The organism is Olsenella uli (assembly GCF_901212655.1).
Lineage (GTDB): Bacteria > Actinomycetota > Coriobacteriia > Coriobacteriales > Atopobiaceae > Parolsenella > Parolsenella uli_A.
In genome coordinates, this window is sequence record NZ_CAAKON010000043.1 from 1 (window position 1) to 14594 (window position 14594).

General features: G+C 64.8%; 11 protein-coding genes. 8 read left to right on the forward strand and 3 right to left on the reverse strand.

Features of this window, described 5'->3' with window-relative positions; genetic code table 11:
- Positions 1-450: 450 nt before the first annotated feature.
- From EFAMC2_RS08085 to EFAMC2_RS08110, 6 genes are all read left to right on the forward strand, one after another.
- Positions 451-1986, forward strand: coding sequence for a 2-isopropylmalate synthase (locus EFAMC2_RS08085; protein ID WP_154028432.1), 1536 nt, complete (start codon positions 451-453; stop codon positions 1984-1986).
- Positions 1987-2248: 262 nt separating this feature from the next.
- Entirely contained in the window at positions 2249-3505 is a 1257-nt protein-coding gene (gene leuC, locus EFAMC2_RS08090; RefSeq protein ID WP_154028504.1) for a 3-isopropylmalate dehydratase large subunit, read from the forward strand.
- Positions 3506-3523: 18 nt separating this feature from the next.
- The gene (locus EFAMC2_RS08095) at positions 3524-4024 is read left to right on the forward strand and encodes a 3-isopropylmalate dehydratase small subunit (protein ID WP_154028434.1); all 501 of its coding nucleotides are present in this window, start codon (positions 3524-3526) and stop codon (positions 4022-4024) included.
- Between the two features lie 114 nt (positions 4025-4138).
- Positions 4139-5281, forward strand: coding sequence for a 3-isopropylmalate dehydrogenase (gene leuB, locus EFAMC2_RS08100; protein WP_154028436.1), 1143 nt, complete (start codon positions 4139-4141; stop codon positions 5279-5281).
- A 246-nt stretch (positions 5282-5527) separates the two neighbouring features.
- Positions 5528-6313: a Cof-type HAD-IIB family hydrolase gene (locus EFAMC2_RS08105; protein ID WP_154028439.1), complete on the forward strand. Its 786-nt coding sequence runs from the start codon at positions 5528-5530 to the stop codon at positions 6311-6313.
- Positions 6314-6423: 110 nt separating this feature from the next.
- Positions 6424-7050: a nitroreductase family protein gene (locus EFAMC2_RS08110; RefSeq protein ID WP_154028441.1), complete on the forward strand. Its 627-nt coding sequence runs from the start codon at positions 6424-6426 to the stop codon at positions 7048-7050.
- Positions 7051-7142: 92 nt separating this feature from the next.
- Here EFAMC2_RS08110 and EFAMC2_RS08115 read toward each other — a convergent pair whose 3' ends face one another.
- Entirely contained in the window at positions 7143-8138 is a 996-nt protein-coding gene (locus EFAMC2_RS08115; protein WP_154028443.1) for a LacI family DNA-binding transcriptional regulator, read from the reverse strand.
- Positions 8139-8639: 501 nt separating this feature from the next.
- Here EFAMC2_RS08115 and EFAMC2_RS08120 point away from each other — a divergent pair.
- Both EFAMC2_RS08120 and EFAMC2_RS08125 read left to right on the forward strand, forming a co-directional pair.
- Positions 8640-9611, forward strand: a complete 972-nt coding sequence (locus EFAMC2_RS08120; protein ID WP_154028445.1) for a dihydrodipicolinate synthase family protein — start codon at positions 8640-8642, stop codon at positions 9609-9611.
- Positions 9612-9700: 89 nt separating this feature from the next.
- Positions 9701-11149 (forward strand): NRAMP family divalent metal transporter, encoded by a 1449-nt coding sequence (locus EFAMC2_RS08125; RefSeq protein WP_154028447.1) that lies wholly within the window; start codon positions 9701-9703, stop codon positions 11147-11149.
- 61 nt (positions 11150-11210) lie between these two features.
- On the opposite strand, the gene EFAMC2_RS08130 is transcribed toward EFAMC2_RS08125, so the two are convergent.
- A complete protein-coding gene (locus EFAMC2_RS08130) occupies positions 11211-13073 on the reverse strand; it encodes an acyl-CoA dehydratase activase (protein WP_222838570.1) in 1863 nt (620 codons plus the stop codon).
- A complete protein-coding gene (locus tag EFAMC2_RS08135) occupies positions 13066-14460 on the reverse strand; it encodes a 2-hydroxyacyl-CoA dehydratase subunit D (protein ID WP_187325243.1) in 1395 nt (464 codons plus the stop codon). Before EFAMC2_RS08135 ends, EFAMC2_RS08130 begins: the two co-directional genes overlap by 8 nt.
- Between the last annotated feature and the right edge of the window lie 134 nt (positions 14461-14594).

The following is a 14594-nucleotide window of genomic DNA, read 5'->3' on the forward strand; positions in this document are numbered from 1 at the left end:
GGGGCGGGCCCCCTCTGCGTCTGCTGTGGACTCTTCTATTGCTTTCTGAATAACGACGAATTGGCATCTGTTATTAATGACGTACGGCCATTATGCATGCGATTGTTAGGCCTGCGACCGTTTCCCGGCTGTGGGTTGCGTCTTCTTGTTGGGCAGGGTAAAATTTCATCCAATATTGACGAAAGGACCTTGCTAATGGCTCGCATTTCTTCATATATGCAGCTCCTAGGCCTAGCGCTACGTACTGAGGGTACGCGCTAGGGTTTCGTCTTCGGTTTTTTGCATGTTGGCACCTAACACGTATCCATTGCCTATTGGGCGGAGCGGGTTGGGTGTTTTTTCATATCGCGAGGTGGTACTGACCTCGTATTCCATCTCGATCCTCCTATGGGCCAGACCGCACCATTCCCGAATTGGGACTTATCTGTCGGTTCGTTTTCAGGAGGCATCATGACCCGTAAGGTTCACATCTTCGACACTACGCTCCGTGATGGTGAGCAGAGCCCCGGCGCCAGCATGAACACCGAGGAGAAGCTCATCATTGCGCGTCAGCTCGTTCGCATGAACGTCGACGTCATTGAGGCCGGCTTCCCCATCTCCAGCCCGGGCGATTTCAAGTCCGTTCACGAGATTGGTCTCATTGCTGGTGAAAACTGCACCGTCTGCGGCCTTACGCGCGCCGTTGACAGGGACATCGATGTGGCTGCCGAGGCGCTGAAGAGCGCCAAGCGTCCTCGTATTCATACAGGCCTGGGCGTCTCTCCGAGCCACCTGCACGACAAGCTCCACCTCTCCGAGGACCAGGCCATCGAGCGTGCCATTCATGCCGTCAAGCATGCTCGCAACTACGTGGATGACGTCGAGTTCTATGCCGAGGACGCCGGTCGCGCCGATGAGGACTTCCTCGTGCGTATCATCGAGGCGGCCGTGAAGGCGGGTGCCACCGTCGTCAATATCCCTGATACCACCGGCTACAACATGCCGTGGGACTTTGGTGCGCGCATTCGCGACCTGCGCGAGCGGGTCGATGGCATCGAGGACGTTACGATTTCCGTCCACACGCACAACGACCTCGGCATGGCCACGGCGCTGGCCCTCGAGAGCGTCCGCAACGGTGCCACGCAGATCGAATGCACCATCAACGGCCTGGGTGAGCGTGCTGGCAACACCGCGCTCGAAGAGGTTGTCATGGCCATAAAGATGCATGGCGAGGAGCTCGACGCCCATACGGATATCGTGACGCATGAGCTTACGCACGCGAGCAAGCTCGTGAGCAGTATTACGGGCATCAACGTACAGCCGAACAAGGCGATCGTGGGCGCCAACGCCTTTGCCCACAGCTCGGGCATCCACCAGGACGGTGTGCTCAAGGCCCGTGATACGTACGAGATCATCGATCCGGCGGACGTGGGCGCCGGATCCTCGCAGATAATCCTCTCTGCTCGCAGTGGCCACGCGGCGCTTCGCCACCGCTTCGCCGAGCTTGGCTACACCTTCGACGACAAGCAGTTCGAGACCATGTACCAGCGTTTCCTCGAGATTGCGGACCAGAAGAAGGAGGTCTACGACGAGGACCTCGAGAGCATGGTCCAGGAGCACCAGCGCGAGGAGGCCGCCGTCTACACGCTCGACGCGCTTCAGGTGAGCTGTGGCGACCCGCTGGTTCCCACGGCAACCGCCACCATCACCGACGAGGTTGGCGCCACGCATGTGGTGTGCGCTACGGGCTCCGGTCCTGTCGATGCCGCCTATAAGGCCATCGACAAGGTCGTGTCAGTTCACGGCGACCTGGCCGAGTTTTCGGTCAAGGCCATCTCTCGCGGCATTGACGCCATCGGCGAGGTTACGGTGCGCGTGGCGGCGGAGGATGGCAACGTCTTTACGGGCCGCGGTACGGACAACGACATTATTGTTTCGAGTGCGAAGGCCTACGTGAATGCGATCAACCGCATGATTCAGACGGCTCGCGCCAAGAGCGGAAAGTAGGGGCATGCGCGCGTCGGGGCGCGTCGTGCGGGGCTCGGGCAGTCCCGAGCTCGTGCAGAGGCGACGTTTAGTCACCTCTGGCTCGTGCGGAATCTCGCCCTGCGCGATGCGCCCCCGCGCCACGAGGGGCCTACGTCCCGCTCTTGGTGGGAGTTTGGCTTCGCGGCGGTGATCTGGCTTGGTTGTTTGTGTTGGTGTATGGGATGGCCTGGGGTTGGCTGGCCTGTGCTGAATAGGAGAGGTATCTGATATGACGCGACCCATGACTGTGGCTGAGAAGATTTTGGCCACGCACGCTGGCCTGGACGAGGTACGTCCCGGGCAGCTCGTCGAGTGCGACCTGGACGTCGTGCTCGCCAATGACATCACGGCGCCCATCGCCATCGACGTGTTCCGCGAGCTGGGGGCCGAGAAGGTCTTCGACAAGGACCGTGTGTGCCTGGTGCCGGACCACTATGCGCCCAACAAGGACATCAAAAGCGCCGAGCAGGCCAAGAAGATGCGCGACTTTGCCCATGAGCAGGGCATCACCCACTATTGGGAGCAGGGCTGCGCGGGCATCGAGCATGCGCTCCTGCCCGAGACGGGCTCCGTCGTCCCTGGCGACCTGATCATCGGCGCCGACTCCCACACCTGCACCTACGGCGCACTGGGCGCGTTCTCAACGGGCGTGGGATCCACGGACGCGGGCGTTGGTCTTGCCACCGGTCGCGCGTGGTTCAAGGTGCCGCCCACCATTCGCTTCGAGATTGAGGGCGAGCTGCCCGAGGGCGCCACGGGCAAGGACATCATCCTGCACGTCATTGGCATGATTGGTGTGGACGGCGCTCTCTACCAGGCCATGGAGTTTGCGGGATCGGCCATCCGCAGCCTCTCCATGGAAGGCCGTATGACCATCTCCAACATGGCAATCGAGGCTGGCGGCAAGGCGGGCATCATCGAGGTGGACGACCTCGCCCGCGAGTGGCTGACGGGCAGGTGCCAGCGTCCGCCTGTGGAGTGCCACGCTGATGCCGATGCGGAGTACGCGAAGGTCTACCACATCGACGCTGCCGACATTAAGCCCTGCGTGGCCTGGCCGCACCTGCCGAGTAACACGCATCCCGTTGAGGAGAGCCGCCACATCACCATCGACCAGGCGGTCATCGGCTCCTGCACCAACGGTCGCATCGAGGACATGCGTGCGGCGGCCAAGGTGCTGCGCGGCCGCAAGGTGGCCGACGGCGTGCGCTGCATCGTGATTCCTGCTACGCAGAAGGTCTTCAAGCAGTGCATGCACGAGGGTCTGGCTGACGAGTTCATCGATGCTGGCTGCGTCTTCTCCACGCCCACCTGTGGCCCCTGCCTGGGCGGCTACATGGGCATCCTCGCTGCGGGCGAGCGTTGCATCTCCACCACCAACCGCAACTTCGTGGGCCGCATGGGCGACGTCACGAGTGAGGTCTACCTGGCAAGCCCGGCCGTGGCCGCCGCGTCGGCCGTCGCTGGCCACATCGCGCTGCCCTCTGACATCGCCTAACCCGGAAGGATCACAGATATGCAGTTCAAGGGAACCGTCTTTCGCTATGGGCGCGACGTTGACACGGACGTCATCATTCCGGCGCGCTATTTGAACAGCTCCGACCACGCGCACCTGGCGGCTCACGCCATGGAGGACATCGACCCGAGCTTTGCCACGACCGTGAAGCCGGGTGACATTATCGTGGCCGAGGAGAACTTCGGCTGCGGCTCCTCACGCGAGCACGCACCGGTGGCCATCAAGGCCGCGGGAGTCTCCTGCGTCATCGCCAAGAGCTTCGCGCGCATCTTCTACCGCAACAGCATCAACGTGGGCCTGCCGATTCTCGAGTGCCCGGCGGCGGTCGACGCCATCGCCGCGGGTGATGCCGTTGCCGTGGACGCCGAGGCCGGCACCATCACCAATGAGCGTACGGGCGAGACCTTCACGGCCGAGCCGTTCCCGCCGTTCATCGCCGAGATCATCGAGGCCGGCGGTCTCGTCAACCGCACCCGCGCAAAGCTGGCCGCCACCAAGTGAGCCGATGGCCCAATTATCTGACGGATTATAGATGCGGGGCGGGATGGTGGTTGCCTCTGGAACGGGGATGGTTCCGGAGGGCTGCCGTGCCGCCTCGCATGATGGGAGGAGCCCATGACCACCTACAAGATTTGCTGCCTGCCGGGTGACGGCATTGGCCCCGAGATCATCGCTGAGGGCAAGAAGGTGCTGGTCGCGGTGGGCGAGCGTGCCGGCGTGACGTTCGAGTGCGCTGACGCCCTCATCGGCGGTGCCGCCATCGACGCCACGCGTGAGGCCGCCGCGGCCGACCCGTCCGTGCCCGTGACGGCCCTGCCTCAGGCCACGCTCGATGCGGCCAACGCGAGCGACGCCGTGCTGCTCGCCTCCGTTGGTGGCCCCAAGTGGGACACGACCGACTCCAACGCGCCGCGCCCCGAGCAGGGCCTGCTCGCCATTCGCAAGGCGCTCGGCCTCTACACCAACCTGCGCCCGGTGCAGATCTTCAAGCCACTGGCCGGCGCCTCCACGCTGCGCCCCGAGGTCATCGACGGCGTTGACCTCGTGATCGTTCGCGAGCTCACGGGTGGCCTCTACTTTGGCGAGCGCCACCGCTTCTTTGACGAGGAAGGTGCTGGTGCAGACGGCAAGCCCGGCCAGCGCGCGGTCGACACGCTCGAGTACCGCGAGTACGAGGTCGAGCGCATCGTTCGCCAGGCGTTCGAGGCGGCGCGCCGCCGTCGCGGCCGCGTGACGAGCGTGGACAAGGCCAACGTGCTCGATACCTCCCGCATGTGGCGCGAGGTCGTCCACCGCATCCACGACGCCGACTATCCGGACGTTGAGCTCGAGGACATGCTCGTGGACAACACGGCCATGCAGCTCATCAACCGCCCGGCGCACTTCGACGTCGTGGTGACGGAGAATATGTTTGGCGACATCCTCTCCGACGAGGCCGCGCAGATCACGGGCTCGCTTGGCATGCTGGCGAGCGCGTCGCTGGGTGACGGCGTGGCGCTCTACGAGCCCAGCCACGGCTCCGCGCCGGACATCGCGGGCGAGGGCATCGCCAACCCGCTCGCGCAGATCATGTCCGTTGAGATGATGCTGCGCTACAGCTTCGACATGGGCGAGGCGGCCGACTCCATCCACAATGCCATCGAGGCCGTGCTGGACGAGGGCTGGCGTACCGCCGACATCGCCGACGAGACGACGCCCGCCGATTACGTTCTCGGCACCTCTGCCATGGGCGACCAGGTGGTCGCGCACCTCGGGTAAGCCTAGCTAACAACACGCAAACGGCCCGTCAATCATCTCGATTGGCGGGCCGTTTGCCATTGGGGGCGGCTTCTTTTACAACCGAGCGAACTTTTCGTGAATCCGATAGACGAGTCGGAGGATGCGGCTTAGTTAGCGGGTGTTGCATCCGCCGCAAGAATCCGCCGGACGCGCCCCCCCCTCGCAGCGCCTGCTATCCTGTGTGCCAAACGGCAAGCGAGGCAGAATCCCAACCGAGGGAGAAACGTGATCAAGGCTGCATTCTTTGACATCGACGGCACGTTGTTGAGCTTCGAGACGCACAGGCTCCCGGAGTCGACCAAGCGCGCGCTCATCGCCCTTCGTGCAGACGGCATCAAGTGCTTCATCGCGAGCGGGCGGCCTAAGTACCAGTTTCCGCCCTGCATAGTGAACGGATTCGACGGATTCGACGGCTTCGATGGGTTTGTCTCGCTGACAGGCTCGGTGTGCTTCGATGCCGGCGGCATCTACTACGACTGCCCCATCAGCGATGACGACGTAAAGACGATCGTTGGGCAGGTTGAGGCCGGCCGCTACGAGGCGCTCGTGCTCGAGGCTGATCGCGCCTACATCACCCGGCACACAGATGCGGTGCGGGAGATCGAGGGCGCGGCCGGCCTCACCTACGACGAGGGCGACATCCACGAGGCGCTCGATGCGCGCATCTATCAGTTCTGCGCCTTTGTTCCGCCTGAGCGCGAGCACGAGATCACGGATGTTTGCACGAGTGTGTTCACCACGCGTTGGAACGATCTGTTCTGCGACGTCGTGCCCAAGGCAAGCAGCAAACCGGCGGGGGTCAGGGAGACGCTTCGGCACTGCGGGCTCTCGGTTGACGAGGCCATCGCGTTCGGGGACGGCGGTAACGACGAGACCATGCTCGAATACTGCGGAATTGGCGTGGCGATGGGCAACGCAAAGCCCGGCACCAAGGCGGTTGCCGACTATGTGACGACAAGCGTCGATGACGACGGCGTCTACAATGCGTGCAAGCACTTTGGGCTGATCTAGCCTGGCGGCGGTAGGGTTCGTGTTCGACTGCCGCTACGGGGTGTGTCGAGGAGACGGGGCTTCGTCTTGGGCGTCGGGCGTTGCGCGTGACGTCTTGGCAAGGGGCAATCATGGACGAGTTGGACAAGGTGGCACAAGGCGCCGAGCAGGCGTTTGACCTCGCGGAATATGCCAAGACGGTACGCGCGTGCCGCAGCTACCGGCGCTTTGACGAGGGCGAGCCCATCCCTGAGGCGCTGCTTGTGGCGCTCGTGGATCTGGCGCGCACGACGGCCAGCGGGGCGAACCGTCAGCCACTGCGCTATCGCATCGTCAACTCCTCGGCGGAGTGCGCGCGGGTATTCCCGAAGCTAAGGTGGGCCGCGGCGCTCAAGGACTGGGATGGCCCTGTCGCTGGCGAGCATCCGACGGGCTATATCGTGATCTGCGATGCGGGGCACGGCGCGACGACGTCGGTGGACGAGGGCATTGCGGCTCAGACGATCCTGCTTGGGGCAACCCAGGCCGGCTTTGGCGGCTGCATGCTGCACGCGTTTGACAAGCACGGCGTGGCTGACGAGCTTGGGTTCGACGCCGATGCCGCCAAGCCGCTGATGGTCGTTGCGCTTGGGCGCCCCGTCGAGGACGTGCGGCTCGAGCCTGCGTCGGCCTCGCCCGATGGCACACTCGCGTATTGGCGAGACGCTGCCGGCGTCCACCATGTGCCCAAGCGCTCGCTCGAGAACGTGCTGCTGTAGCGCAAGGCCATGGATCGATCGGCGCATGGCTTGAGGCAGCTGCCGGCTGCACCCGCGCCGCCGGCGTGCTTGGCAGCTGTCAGCCGTGTGCCTTACCCGCTTCGCCGTTCCACGAGCATGGGTGGAAACACGAGGCTCGAGCGCGACGGCTTCTTGTCGGCCGGTGCGTCGATGAGCTCTACGAGGGTGTCGACCGCCTTGCGCGAGATCTCCTCGGTGGGCACCTCCATCGAGGTCATCGGCGTCTCGAGCAGGCTTCCAACGAGATACCCCGTGAGGCTCATGAGCCTCACGTCCTCCGGGTAGCGAAGCTCCTGCTCGCGCAGAGCCTTCATGGCCCCCATGCCCTGCACGTCAACCGCCGCCATCAGCGCGTCGAGTTCGGGGTGCTCGCTCAGCAGCCGTGTGGTGCTGCGGTATCCGTACTCGAAGCTGTTTGCCTGGAGGCTGTCGGAGACGAGGATCTCCTCAAGCCCTAGCTCGTCCATCGCCCGGCGATAGCCGCTCAGGCGCTCGCGATAGGGTCCGAGCGAAGCCGGGCCGTTGATGAGACCGATGTGGCGACACCCCTTGTCAGCGAGGTAGCGCGCGCCCTCGTAGGCACAGGCCTCGAAGTCGGCGGTTACGCTGGACAGACCGATGTTGTCGCGCCTGAGGAACTGGACGATGGACATACCGCCTGCCGCAAGCGTCTGGATTGCGCGCGTGTTCTTGCCCGTGGCGGCGATGATGAGGCCGTCTACGAACCCGTTGCCCAGTCGGTCGAGGCATTCGCGCTCGCGCTTTGGATCGTCGTCGGTGTTGCAGACGATGGTGGCGTAGCCAAGCTCCTGCGCCCGTTGCTCGGCCGCCTGGACGGCGTCGCCAAACATTGTGAGCTGCAGTCTGGGCACGACGATGCCGATGGTGTGCCGCTTGCCCTTGCGCAGTCCCTGGGCAAGCACGTTGGGCTCGTAGCTGAGCTTCTCGACGGCGGCAAACACGCGCTTTCGCGTCTCGGGATGCACGTGTGCACTGTTGTTGAGCGCGCGGGACACGGTGCTCGCGTCTACGTTGGCGAGCTTGGCGACGTCTTTGAGGGTTGGCACGGGGTACCTCGCTTGGGTGGGGAGGGGACGGCGCACCCCGCGATTTCGGCGTGCGACGTTCTTGGGTCTATGCAATCGATTGTACTGCAAACGATTGTATTGCGAGGGCGAGGAGAGGGGCTCCTCTGGCAAGATCAGATGACTCTTGCCTTTGTTTACGCGTCGGGCGGAGGGCTTGCGGATCTTGTCAAACGAGCTGGTACAAAGTCACTGAATGTATGGCAGTCGCCTAAATACCAAACCAAGACCCTTCAGTTCAAGTGAGAATGGCCAAGTAATCGGCCATTCAGCCAATCATGCAAATCGTTGCACGGATTCCAGATCTCGTTGCCCAAACATATCGCAAGTCGTTGAATATGAGCCAGCGGCTGCAAACGATTGCAAACAAGCTTGCAAGACGGCGACAGCAACTGAGCCTCTTGCGAACGGCAATCGGGATCCCAGCGACGATGGGTAAACCGGCACGGCCACACGGCCGGCCACAACAGAAAGGGCTCCACCATGGCTAAGACCAAGACCTTCAAGACAATCTTCCCGGCAGTCTCCGTTCCCCTGAACGACGACTACTCCATCAACGAGCCCGAGTTCCGTGCCTACCTCCGCTGGATCAAGTCCTTCTACAGCAAGGGTATCGAGGGCCTGGTCTGCAACGGCCACACCGGCGAGATCACCGGCCTCACCCGCGAGGAGCGCAAGCGCGTCACCGAGATCTGCGCCGAGGAGTGCGGCGATGTCATGACGATCATCTCGGGCGTCAACTGCGAGAACACCGCTCAGTCCATCGAGATGGCCAAGGACGCCAAGGAGGCCGGCGCCGATGGCATCCTGCTCATGCCGCCCCACATGTGGCTCCGCTTCGGCATGAACCCCAACGCCCCGTTCGAGTACATCAAGGACGTTGCCGAGGGCGCTGACATCGACATCATCATCCACCTGTACCCGGCAACCAGCAAGGCGTTCTACCCGGTCGACACGCTCATCAAGATGTGCAACGAGATCGAGCACGTCAAGTGCATCAAGATGGGCACCCGCGTCACCTCCATCTACGAGCACGACGTCCGCAAGCTTCGCCAGGAGTGCCCGGACATCTCCCTCATCACCTGCCACGATGAGACCCTCTGCGTCTCTTGGTTCCCCGGCATGGACGGCGCCCTCATCGGCTTCGCCGGCTGCGTCCCCGAGCTCATCTGCCCGGCCTGGGACGTCTTCAAGCACCCCGAGGATCACACGCTCGCCGAGGCCCAGGCCTGGTCGAACCGCATCTACCACATCTCCCAGGCGATCTACGGCGGCGGCCAGCCGTCCGGCGAGGCACACGCCCGCCTCAAGGAGGCCCTGAAGCAGCGCGGCGTCTTCACGAGCGCCCTCATGCGCAAGCCGGTGCTCCCGCTCGGCCAGGAGGAGAAGGACTGGGTCGCTCTCGGCCTCAAGCGCTCCGAGCTGCCCAAGGTTGACATGACGCAGTTCGCATAAGGCACCTTCCATATCAAACCTCAAACGGCCGTCATGTCCCACCTAGATACCATGGGCATGGCGGCCGTTTTCTTCGAAAGGAGTGCCACATGAGCGCTTCTTCAAGAACGACGGAAGTTCCCGACGGCGTGGCCGGCTCCGCGGGGGGTGCCGAAGTCTCCCAGGCCGCCCCGGTCAAGGAGCCCGCGCCCACCACGACGCCGGGCCTTGCCGGCACGAAGGCGGCCTCCGACGCCTTTGGCACCGACGCGGTCGTGGGCCACACGAATCCGGCTGACGACGACGTCGACCCCGCCGCCGTCAAGCGCCTGCCCTTTGGCGAGCTGGCCCGCCGCATTGGCCCGGGCTTCATCCTTGCCGGCATCCAGCTGGGCCCGGGCTCGCTCACAACCTCGGCCATGCTTGGCGCGGTGTACGGCTACAACCTGCTCTGGATCCTGCTGCCCGTCATCTTCATGGGTGCCACCTTCATCCTCGTGAGCTACCGCCTCTCCATGATGACCGGCATGCCCACGATCGCGGCCATCCGCAAGTACTACGGCAACGCCGCCGCCGGGTTCGTTGGCATCATCTGCTTCTTGAGCTGCATGTTCTTCAACATCGGTAACATCGCGGGCATCGGCGCCGGCATGAACCTGATCTTTGGCATCGACTGGCGGATAGGCGCATGCATCATCTGGGTGCTCGTGATGCTCATCTACTTCTCCAAGGGGGTGTACGACAAGATCGAGAAAGGCGTCATGGCGGCGCTCGTGTTCCTGACGCTCTCGTTCCTCGTTGCGCTCGTGATGGGCGGCGGCGTTGATGGCGGCAAGTTCGTGACCGGCCTTACCAGGTGGAGCTTCCCCGAAGGTAGCCTCGTGACGGTGCTTGGCTTCCTTGGCTCCAGCGCGAGCGTGCTTGCCGGCATGTACGGCACCTACCTCGGCAGCGAGAAGGGCTGGAACAAGCGTGACTTCTACAACGGCGTCATGACGGCCGACGCGGCGACGCAGGTCTTTGGCACCGTGCTCATCTCCGGGCTCATCCTGCTTGTGGGCGCCGTGATCGTGAACCCGATGGGCGGCACCATCAAGACGGCCTCCGACCTCGCGACCCTGCTCGTGCCGGTGCTTGGCACCTGGTCCGCGCTCGTGATGGGCATCGCGCTTCTGGCCGCTGCCTTCGCGGCGATCATGGGCAACACCGGTCGCTGCGTGGTCTTCCTCAACGCGGGCCTCAACAAGGCCACCGGGCTCGACAGCAAGAACGTCAAGGTCAGCGCCGCTGCCCTGCTCGTGTTCGCGCTCGTGGTGTGCATGATCTTTGGCGGCAACCCGGTGCAGCTCGTGTACTTCTCCAACGTGGCCACGAGCATCGCCACGCCGGTTGCCGGCCTGTTCATCACGCTGATGATCTACCGCAAGGATCTTGGCGGAAAGCGGGCGTTCCCACGCGGGCTCAAGGTTTGCATGACGATCAGCTACGCCTGCTACGCGGGGCTCATGCTCTTTGCGCTGTACCAGGCCGTCCCGAAGTTCCTGGGATCCGTGCTGTAAGGGCTGCTAGGAGCCGCGGCTGGCAGTGCTGCGTCTCCGAGCGCGCCGTCCGCCCTCGCGCCTACCGCAGCGACTCCAGCCCCAACAGCGCCGCGCCGATGGCGCCGCAGAGCTGTGAGTCCTCGTGCGTGGCCACGGGCGCGCCCAGCACGTCCTCAAGCGCGCGCACCACGCCCACGTTCTGGGCCACGCCGCCGGTCATGAGGTAGCCTGGCTTGGCCTTCACGCGCTTGGCCAGCGCCGCCGTCTTGCTCGCCACGCTCATGTCCAGCCCGTGCACGATGTCGGCGATGGGCGTGTCGTCCGCCACGAGGCTCACGACCTCGCTCTCGGCGAATACGGTGCACATGTTGGAGATTTTCACGTCGTGTTTCCAGTCGAGACCCACGCGGCAGAACTCGTCCAAGTCGAGCTCCATGGCCCGTGCGGTGGCCTCTAAGAAACGTCCTGTACCTGCGGCGCATTTGTCGTTCATGACGAAGTTGAGAACGCCGCCGGCCTCGTCCAGATGGATGACCTTTGAGTCCTGTCCGCCAATGTCGATGACGGTGCGCGCGTCCGGCGCGAGGAAGTGGGCACCGCGGGCGTGGCAGGTGATCTCAGTGATGGCGGAGTCCATGCCGGGGATGGCGTCGCGACCGTAGCCGGTGGCCACGCGCAGGGTGAGGTCGTGGTCCGTGAGGCCCGCTCGCTCGAGCACGGCCTCGACCGCCTTGGCCGCGCCGGCGGAGGCCTTGGCGCCCGTTCGCACGATGACGCTTGCCACAATCTTCTCGTCTGCGTCCATGACCACGGCGTCCGTCGAGGTCGAGCCCGAGTCGACGCCCAGCACGTAGACGGGCCCGTCGGTGTCCGTGCGTCGCGTCGCGGCAACCTCGCGCGCCTCCGCCATGCCGCGGAGCGTCTCGTCGAACGCTTTGAGGCGCGTGCGCAGCTGGCCTGCGCTCTGGCGCGTGCCGTCGGTCTCGATCTTGAGCATCGGCGTGTGAGCCTCCTTGGCGGCTTCGAGGTACTCGAAGCCGTAGTAGTCGCAGAACTTCATCGTATGGTAGATGACGCCGTGCTGACCGGGCGCGCCCACGAGCCGCTTGCGGTCGGCGGCGTCGTTCATGCGCATGCAGGGCATCTGGTTGAGCAGGGCGTCGGCGTACCAGTCCAGGAACCGGTCCAGGCCGTCTTCCCCGCGCGCCGCCGAGCCCAGGTGCTCGGCTCGGTGCTCGCAGGCGGGGCCGGGCACACGCACTAGGCCGGGTGGTGGGGTCTGGACCAGGCGCCAGCCCGTGCACGTGCCATTCTCCACGGGAAGCCCCAGCTCGTCGCGACACGTGTCGACGAGCGAGAGGGGGCCGTGGGCGCCCAGCAGCGTCACGCGCTCGTCCACGCGCGGCACGGGCGGCACGAAGCTCGCGCAGGCCTTCGCGATGTTGAACTCACGACCGCTCCAGGCGGAGAAGGCCTCTGCCAGCCTGCGGAGTTCGCCACGGAATCGGGCCGCCTCGCGCGGGCCCCGCAGGTGGGGGAGGTCCAGCAGCCAGAGGAACTCCACCGCGCCCGAGCCACTCAGCACGTCATAGACGCGGCGCATGACGTCGCAGCAGCTCGTAAGTACGAGGGCGTGTACCTCGGGCTGGAGGGCGTAGGCGAACAGGCTCTTGCCGTAGCCGCAGAGGTTGGGGTGGGCCAGCTGGTCTGCCTCCTCAAAGGAGTGCGCCTCGTAGGTGCACGGCCAGCAGCCCACGCCAAACCCCGCGAGCAGCTCCACCGGCACGTACTTGCAGGGGTAGTGGACGACGAGTTCGTCTGCCTGCTTGCTTGCGCGGAGTATTTCCTGGTTGCCGCTGTGGCGGTCGGCTTGGCTGTCTGCGTGGCGGTTGGTCCGTCCGCTCGCGGCCGCGCCTGCCTGCGTCACCGATTCGTCAGGCACCGGCAACCTCCCCCTTTCGGGCGCGCAGCATCTCGAGGAACGCGCCCATGCGTGTGGACGACTGACCCTCGGCGTTGTTCGCGCGATGGCATCCGTCGCCGTCGAGGACAAGCACCGGTATCCCTGCCGCCTCAAGCTCGCGCTTTGCCAGCTGCGATGCCCCCATCGTCTCCTTGCAGCCCCAGTGGCAGAAGCAGACCACGCCATCGGCGGCGGCGAGCTGCGCCAGGTCGTGCAGGCGCTGGATGCGCCTGCGGGCGGGGCCGTTGAACGTGTTCTTGATGAGGCGCTCGGCCATGGCCTCCCATGGCTCGCTCGCGTCATGCGCCCAGGGCTTTGCACCAGGGTGCGGGCGGGGCGAGCCGGCGTCGTCCAAGACGAGCCTGCCGGTGGCGTCGCGCTCGAACGCGTCGAAGCTCGTCTGGTTGAAGCACATGTCGGACGTTACGATTTGGGCCTCGCGGTTCATGTCGAGCATCTGCTGCAGGGAGGGCGAAAAGAACGGCGCCACGTGCGCCCACACGAGCGAGAGCCCGTCGAAGCGCTCGGCGCGCTGAAGGTCGCGAAGCGCCTGCTGGCTCATCTTGAGGGAGTCTGTGCTGCCGAGCGAGAGGTGTAGCGCCAGTGCCTGCTGCATTTCGAGGCCCATGTCGTTGTGCAGGTAACGACCGCGGCGCAGCGGCAGCGAGCGAACCATTGCGTCGAGCGTCGCCTGGGTGTGGGCCACGTGCTCGCGCAGGAGCCCCTCGTCGAGTGCGCGACCAAAGGTCTCCTCGGCGGCGCGGGCAAGCTCGCGCAGCTGGTCGGCCACGTAGGAGCAGGCGTCCTCGTCGTACTCGTAGGGCACGTCCACGTAGACGTGGGGACTGCCCAGCTCCTGGGCGAGCCACTTGAACGTGGTGTTGTTAGCGTCGCAGGCAACCGAGCAATTGGCGATGAGTCGCGGCGGCGCTAGCACGCGAGCGGCCGCGGCACCCAGCAGAATTTTGTGGAAGGAGCAGTAGGTCTCGGGGATGCCGCGCTGCTCCGCGGAGCGCACGAGCCCCTCTTCGGCGCGGGCGCCGGTCACGAAGTCCGCGAGGGCCTCCGAGGCGAGCGGGCGCAGGCCCATGGCCAAGAAGAGCTCCGTGGGCAGAAAGATGCTGGTGAGCACGGCTTCGTCTGGGTGCTCGAGCGCGCCGGTGACGCCTTCGAGCGCGATGCGGGCGGCGGCGCGGCCAGAGGGGAGCTGCTGCGCCTCGGGCAGGCGACGCGTCTGAAAGCGTTTGACTTCGAATGCCCTGAGCAGCAGGTTCCTGGCAAGCTTCGGCTTGGTGTCCACCATGTCCGAGACGGTGGAGCCAAACGTGTCGACGATCTTGGTTGATAGCTTCTGGTCCTCTGCCACGCGGGCTTCAGCTCCTATCGGTGCGGTTCTATGCGTGCAATCTGGCGAGTATAGATGCTTGCTGGTGCTGCCTTCTTCGCCTGAGCGCGCCGGGGCGGCTGCGCAGGGGCGGAAAAGGACGGGTTGCTGGACGT